This window comes from Nocardioides sp. (assembly GCF_964228225.1).
In the GTDB taxonomy this organism is placed as follows: domain Bacteria; phylum Actinomycetota; class Actinomycetes; order Propionibacteriales; family Nocardioidaceae; genus Nocardioides.
The window spans coordinates 20,943-28,113 of the sequence record NZ_CAXQZB010000028.1 but is presented as its reverse complement, the minus strand read 5'-3'; the positions used below and the strand labels follow the sequence as shown (position 1 = coordinate 28,113).

At 73.8% G+C, this 7,171-nt stretch carries 3 protein-coding genes; 1 reads left to right on the top strand and 2 read right to left on the bottom strand.

Going from position 1 to position 7,171, the window contains the following annotated elements:
- Window positions 1-96: 96 nt before the first annotated feature.
- Entirely contained in the window at window positions 97-2,637 is a 2,541-nt protein-coding gene (gene pepN, locus ACERUJ_RS07090) for an aminopeptidase N (RefSeq protein ID WP_370247788.1), read from the bottom strand.
- Window positions 2,638-2,859: 222 nt separating this feature from the next.
- Here pepN and ACERUJ_RS07085 point away from each other — a divergent pair, with 222 nt between their 5' ends.
- Window positions 2,860-4,512, top strand: a complete 1,653-nt coding sequence (locus tag ACERUJ_RS07085; RefSeq protein ID WP_370247787.1) for a CHAP domain-containing protein — start codon at window positions 2,860-2,862, stop codon at window positions 4,510-4,512.
- Between the two features lie 90 nt (window positions 4,513-4,602).
- On the opposite strand, the gene ACERUJ_RS07080 is transcribed toward ACERUJ_RS07085, so the two are convergent.
- Window positions 4,603-7,008 (bottom strand): hypothetical protein, encoded by a 2,406-nt coding sequence (locus tag ACERUJ_RS07080; protein ID WP_370247786.1) that lies wholly within the window; start codon window positions 7,006-7,008, stop codon window positions 4,603-4,605.
- Window positions 7,009-7,171: the final 163 nt, after the last annotated feature.

The following is a 7,171-nucleotide window of genomic DNA, read 5'->3' as shown; positions in this document are numbered from 1 at the left end:
CCGCGCCCGCGCGCCGCGCAGCGCCGAACGACCCACCCGGCCCCGGCCGCTCCCCGCAGGGAGCGGCCGGGGCCGTGGTGGTGTGAGCGGGTCTGCTCAGCCGGCGTCGCGCGCCTGGGCGGCGAGGGCACGGGCGGCTTCGGCGCGCCCCTCCCGCACGAAGCGCAGGGCGCCGGGGTTGGCGCTGGCCCCGGCGAGCCAGGCGTCCACGCGCTCGAGCATCGCCGCGGAGGTCAGCGGCATCGGGAAGAGCCCCTGGAGGGCCACGGCGGCCTTGTGGGAGCCGAGCCGCTCCCAGATGCTGTCCACCGCCGCGAGGTACTTCTCGAGGTAGGGGTCGAGCAGCTCGGTCTGGTCGGAGACCATGAACGACGTGGCCACGCAGCGCGCGGTCTCGTTCGGTGTCTGCGGGTCCAGGGCGAGGTCCCAGGCGGTCGCCTTGGCGGCGGCGTCGCGCATCGAGGCGCGGGCCGCGGCGGCCTTCTCCTTGCCCGAGATCGTCGGGTCGGTGGCGAGCATCGCCTCGACCTGCTCCAGGGTGCCCCGCCCGGCGGCGCACAGGCCGGTGAGCAGGTTCCAGCGCAGGTCGGTGTCGACCTCCAGGCCGGGGATCGACAGCGACCCGTCGAGCAGGGCCTCGAGGTCGGCCAGGGCCTCCTCGCTGCGGGCCGCGCCGGCGTAGCTGCGGGCGAAGGTCAGCTGCTCGTCGCTGCCGGGGGCGGCGTGCTCGAGCAGCTCGCGCAGCCCGCGCTCCCACCGGTGCCGCAGCGCCTCGCGACGGGCGGGGTCGGAGTAGTGGAACGCCGCGGTGGCGGCGGTCACCGGGATCCGGGTCAGACCCCAGGAGTCGGTCTCGGAACCGATGTTGGCCAGCACCAGGTGGACGTAGTCGTGGGCGCTCATCTCGGCGTCGCGGGTCATGTCCCACGCCGCGCCCCAGACCAGGGCCCGGGCCAGGGAGTCCTCGACGCGGGCGAGGTCGGCGATCGCGGTGGCGAGCGAGCGCTCGTCGAGGCGGATCTTGGCGTAGGCCAGGTCTCCGTCGTTGAGCAGCAGCAGGTCGGGACGCCGCAGGCCCGCGGCCTCCTTCACCTCGGTGAGCTCGCCCTCGACGTCGATCTCGAGGTAGTCGCGGCGCACGAGCGCACCGGTGTCGGTGCGGTCGTAGAAGCCGATGCCGAGGCGGTGGCGGCGCAGGGTGGGGTAGTCGGGGTCGGCGCTCTGGGCGACCGCGAGCCGGGTGAGGGTGCCGTCGGCGTCCTCCTCGACCACGGGGGCCAGGGTGTTGACCCCGGCGGTCTGCAGCCACTCCGCCGCCCAGCTGCGCAGCTCACGACCCGAGGCGGTCTCGAGGGCGACGAGCAGGTCCTCGAAGGTGGAGTTGCCGTAGGCGTGGTCGGCGAAGTACTGCCGCAGGCCCGCCAGGAACGGGTCGAGGCCGACCCAGGCCACCAGCTGCTTGAGCACCGAGGCGCCCTTGGCGTAGGTGATCATGTCGAAGTTGACCTCCACCGCCTCGAGGTCGTAGTTGTCCGCGGCGATGGGGTGGGTGCTGGGCAGCTGGTCGGCGCGGTAGCCGGTCTGCTTGCGGGCGTTGGCGAAGCCGGTCCAGGCGTCGGTGAACTCGGTGGCCTCGGCCTCGGCCCAGTAGCAGGCCCACTCGGCGAAGGACTCGTTGAGCCACAGGTCGTCCCACCACGTCATGGTCACGAGGTCGCCGAACCACATGTGGGCCATCTCGTGGGAGATCACCGAGCAGCGGAACTCGTAGAACGAGCGCGGCTGGCGGCTGCGGGGCAGGTACTCGTCGCGCAGCGTCACGCACCCGGCGTTCTCCATCGCGCCCATGTTGTACTCGGGCACGTAGAGCTGGTCGTACTTCTCGAACGGGTACGGGGAGTCGAACTTCTCCTCGAAGAACGCGAAGCACTGCCGGGTGATCTTCACCAGCTCCTCGCGGTCGAGGTGCTCGACCAGCGACTGGCGGCAGTAGTGGCCCAGCGGGATGGTGCCGAAGCGGCCCTCGTAGGTGTCGAAGACGGCGTGGTACTCACCGGCCACGATCGCGGTGATGTAGGTCGACATCCGCTTGGTCGTGGGGAAGCGCCAGATCGCGCGGTCGTCGTCGATCGCGTCCGGCTCGGGCGTCGGGGCGTTGGAGACGACCTTCCAGTGCGCGGGCGCGGTGACGTGGAAGGTGAAGACGCTCTTGAGGTCGGGCTGCTCGAAGGTCGTGAACACCCGGCGGGCGTCGGGCACCTCGAACTGGCTGTAGAGGTAGACCCGGTCGTCGGCGGGGTCGACGAAGCGGTGGAGGCCCTCGCCGCTGTGGGAGTAGGTGCAGTCCGCGCGCACGACCAGCGTGTTGTGAGCGGCCAGGTCAGGCAGCGGGATCCGGCCGTCGGCGTAGGTCGCCGGGTCGAGTGCGGTGCCGTTGAGGGTGATCTCGTGCACCGTGGCGCCGACGAGGTCGGCCCAGGTCGCGGACCCCGGCTCCCGGCAGTCGAACTCCAGGGTGGTGGTGGAGCCGAAGGTCGTCTCGCCGGTGGTGAGGTCGAGTTCGACGAGGTAGGAGGTGACGTCGAGCAGGGCGGCGCGGGTAGCCGCCTCCTCGCGCGTGAGGTTGGTTCCAGGCATGCCCCTCATCCTGTCACCGGCCCCGAGCGGCCCGCCCCCGGCCTCGGGGTGAGCGCTCCGCCGGCCGGTGCGGACCGCGGAACACCTCGGATCGGGGCCCGATCCGCCGAACGAACTGGTGAGCGAACGGCGTGTCGTGTTGACGGTGGGACTCGTGGGAGTTTTGAGAACTTCTGAGGAAAGTGTTGCGAAACGCCGTGGATGTGCTTGACAGTAGGGGCCGTGCCTTCCCGACGCCTGCTCCCGCGCCCGGTCCAGGCCACCCTCGTGACGGTCGCCGTCGCGGCGGTCTCGCTCCACGCGGGGGCGAGCGGCCGACTCGTCGGCGCGGCCCCGATCGCCCCGGAGCTGCGCCTCACCGCCTCGACGTACCTCTGCACCGGCTACAGCGGGTGCCGTGACGCCGGGTACTCCGACGCCGGTTACGGCGCGGTGAGCAACCGCATGTACTGGCGGATGTACTCCGGCCACAACTGCACCAACTACGCCGCCTACCGGATGATCAAGGCCGGGATGCCGGCCGAGCGGCCCTGGAGCGGCTCGGGCAACGCCTCGAACTGGGGCCACGCGATGGCCGACATCACCGACGACGTGCCGGCCGTCGGCGCCATCGCCTGGTGGGACCGCAACGTGCCCGGTGCCGGGTCCGCGGGCCACGTCGCCTACGTCGAGAAGGTCGTCTCGGCCGACGAGATCATCATCTCCGAGGACTCCTGGAGCGGCGACTTCCACTGGCGCCGGCTCACCCGCGACGGCCGCGGCTGGCCGACCGGGTTCATCCACTTCATCGACCGCAAGAGCGTCGTCAACACGATCCAGCCGCGCATCGAGGGCACCCCGGAGGTGGACCAGCAGCTCGTCGCGACGACCGGTCGCTGGCAGCAGCGGGTGGAGGGCTACGTCTTCCAGTGGTACGCCGGCACCACGCCGATCGCCGGCGCCACCCGGTCGCGCTTCACCCCGACCGCCGACCAGGTCGGACAGCCGCTCAGCGTGAGCGTCACCGCCCGCAAGACCGGCTACGAGGACGGCGTCGCGGTCTCGACCGCCACCCCCACCGTCGCCGCCGGCACGCTCACCCTCGACACCCCGCCGGTGCTCTCCGGGGAGGGCCAGGTCGGCCAGGTCGTGACGATGACCCCCGGCGGCTGGGCGCCTGCGCCCGCCGCGGTCACCGTGCGCTGGAAGGCCGACGGCGTGCTGCTCAAGGGCCAGACCGGTCGCACCCTCACCCTCACCAAGGCGCTGGTCGGCGCCACGATCACCGCCACCGAGGTCGCCAAGCGCGACGGCTACACCGCCGGCACCACGGCCACGGCCAACGCGGTCGGCCCGGTCGTGCAGGGGGTCGTGGAGGTCGTCACGCCGTTCAGCATGGCGGGGGAGGCGCTGCTCGGCAGCGCCCTCGGCGTCACCGACGGCGCCGTCTCGCCCTCCGACGCCACGCTCACCTACACCTGGCTGCGCGACGGCGCCGAGATCCCCGGCGCCACCGAGGCCGGCTACCGACCCACCCTCGAGGACGTCGGGCGCGAGCTGACGCTGCGCATCACCGCCAGCAAGCCCGACTACCGCTCGCTCACCCGCACCTTCGAGTTCGGCGTCATCCGCACGGCGAGCACCACCACCGTCACCCCCAAGCCCCGCCGGCACGCGGTCGTGCTCGGCATCCGGGTGGCCGCGCCGGGCACCGCCCCCGGGGGTCGGCTCACGGTCACCGTCGGCAAGCAGACGCTCACCGCCGACGTGGTCGACGGATTCGCCCGCGTGCTGGTCACCGGTCTCACCTCCGGCACCCGGCGCGCGGTGGTCGAGTACGCCGGCGACGGCGTCGCCCTCCCCAGCCGCGACGCGGTCTCGTTCCGCGTGCGCTGAGTCCGGCCTCCCCCGACAATTCGTCACGGACCTGACGAATTGTCGGTGCCGGAAGCCGGGCACCAGTTGCCGGGTCGGGCCCGGACGGGGTCAGTAGTCCCACCCGAACGAGGCCAGGACCACCAGCAGCACCAGGCTGGCGAGCCCCAGCCACTCCCGACGCCAGTCGGGGTCCAGTTGCTCGGGCTCGGTGAAGGCCAGGCGCACCGCGCCGAGCACCGGGATCAGCAGGTAGGTCCATTCCAGGGCTCGGGTGTCGGAGGCGATCCCGCCGGTGACCACGAGCACCAGTGTGGTGACGGTGACCATCAGCAGCAGCTCCTCGGCGAGTCCGCGCGGCAGCCAGGTGCCGACCCGTGTCGGCTCGGCGCGGTGGGCGCGCACGACCTCCAGCACCGCGGGGGTGAGGAAGAACAGCGTGCCGAGGACCCAGAACCACCCGGCACCGATGAACGCCCAGCCGATGAAGGCGTACACGACCGTGCGGACGGCGATGCCGAAACCGACCGCACGGTCGGTCGGCTCGGGCAGGGGTCGGTCCGGTTCGGTGGTGCGCAGGCGGCGGGGGTAGGCGGCGAAGGCGGCGTGCTCCAGTCCCACCCGCAGCGCGATCGCGGCGAGGGCCAGCAGCGCCAGGCGCCCCGAGGCGTCGGCGAGGGCGGTGGGGCGGTCGGCGAAGGCGTCCATCGCGCCGAGCACCTTGTCGGTCACCCACGCGCAGAGCAGGGCGGCGATGAGGCCGTCGGCGACCCGGTCCCAGCGGTGCAGGGCGTCGTCCGCGCCGTCGCGGCGGTCGCGACGGAAGGGTCGCTGGGCCGAGCCGACCAGGGGCAGCGCCACCAGCACGAAGCCGAGGGTCACCGAGATCAGCAGCGCCTGGGTGAGGTCCAGGGCGTCCGTGGCGGCCGCGACCAGTGCGCCCACCAGCAGGGCCGACGACGCCGCCGCCCCGGCGGTGGCGTCCAGGGCGCCGAGCACGATGATCACCGCGACCACCCAGGGGGCGGGCGGGAGGCCGTCGGCCACCAACGACACCGCACCGACGACGCCCAGGGCGAGGGCGGCCACCGGCAGCAGCAGCGAGGCCGTGCCGAACGCGGCGCGATTCAGCGCGGAGTCCACCACGAGGCGGGCGAGGAAGGGCGAGTGCGCCGCCCAGGCCAGCGGGGCGGCGGCACCGGCGCGGTCGAGCCGGCCGTGCCCGGGCCAGCGCCAGGTGCGGGAGCGGTCGCCGCGCCCGACGGCGTCGTCGAGGGCCTCCTCGCGCTGGTCGGCGCCGTCGTCACGGTCGGCGAAGGCGATGCCGGCGGGGCGCTGGAAGCTGCGCCGCGGAGCACGGCGGTTGGTGCCGCCGCGGCGCCGTAGCCCGGCCCCGGAGGTGCCGCCGGCCCGTAGTCCGGGCAGCACCGTGCCGGCCATGATGGCCAGCGGGATCAGGACGTCGCGGTAGCTCGGGCCGCTCGGGCCCGGGTCGGTCGCGGGCGGCGGCGGCGTGGGGGGCGCCGGCGGCTCCGGGGTCGTCTCGGGCGTGGGCTCGACGGTCGGCTCGGGCGTGGGCTCCGGGGCCGGCGTCGGGTCGGGCGTGGGATCCGGCGTCGGGTCGGGTGTGGGCTCGACGGTCGGGTCCGGGGTCGGGTCGGGGGTCGCCTCCGGCGTCGGGTCCGGGCTCGGCTCGGGCTCCGGGAACGGTTCGGACGTCGGCTCCGGGTCGGGCTCCTCAGGGTCGGGGTCCGGGTCCGGGGCGACCGGCGCCGTCACGATCCTGTAGGGCCGCTCCACGGCGCGCACGGGCGCGGGCTGCTCGAACAGGTACTCCTGCACGCGCAAGGTGTAGGCGCCCACCGCGAGGCCCGCGGTGCCGGTGCGGCCGACCCGGCAGCGGTAGGTGTCGCCGGTGACCGTGCACGGCCGGCTGATCGTGGCCGCGCGCCCGGAGGTCCCGGTGGGTCGTGCCGCGGCGCGGTCCGCGGGCAGCAGGTCCAGGGTCACGACCGTGGTGGGGTGCGGGTCCGCGGGCCCGGTCACCTCCACCGCCGTGCCCGCGCGGCCGCTGGTGGGCGCGCCGGTGATGTCGAGTCGGGTGGTGATCTCGAAGCTCGTGGTCCGCGAGGTCACGGTGTCCTCACCGACGAACTCCACGATCTCCAGCGTGTGCCGACCGGGCCCGTAGAACCGCGTCGGCTCCGACTCCGTGCCGTCGGGCGTGCAGGACCAGTCCGGGGGGTCGGCGACGGGTGCGAACTCGACGAAGCAGTAGCTCTCGTCGTCGATCAGCAGGTCGAGGGAGGAGAACCCCGGGCGGTCGGTTCCGGTGATCGTCAGGGGCTGGTCGACGATGGCGATGCTCGCGCCGTCGGTGGGGAAGGTGACGGTCGTGTCCACGGCCCGTGCCGGGGCGGCCGGCGCCAGCACGAGCAGCGCGACCGCCGCCAGGGCGGTCAGCGCACGGACCAGGCGCCCGACCGGTGCGTCGGGGGGAGGGGGGAGAGCGGGCATCGACGGGCGTCCTTGTCCGTGGGGAGACCCCGGGGGAGGGGCGGGACGGCGGTCGACGCTGACCGCGTGGGCGCCATGATGGCAGAGTCCGGCCGCGCTGCGGTCGAGGTTCCGCTGCGGATCGATCGTCCCTGTCCGGGACGCCGTCCGGAGGCCGACCGGG

What these genes read in the sequence shown, in the direction of transcription:
- ACERUJ_RS07080 (WP_370247786.1), bottom strand. Translation starts at nt 7,008, where the DNA reads ATGCCCGCTCTCCCCCCTCCCCCCGACGCACCGGTCGGGCGCCTGGTC.
- pepN (WP_370247788.1), bottom strand. Translation starts at nt 2,637, where the DNA reads ATGCCTGGAACCAACCTCACGCGCGAGGAGGCGGCTACCCGCGCCGCC.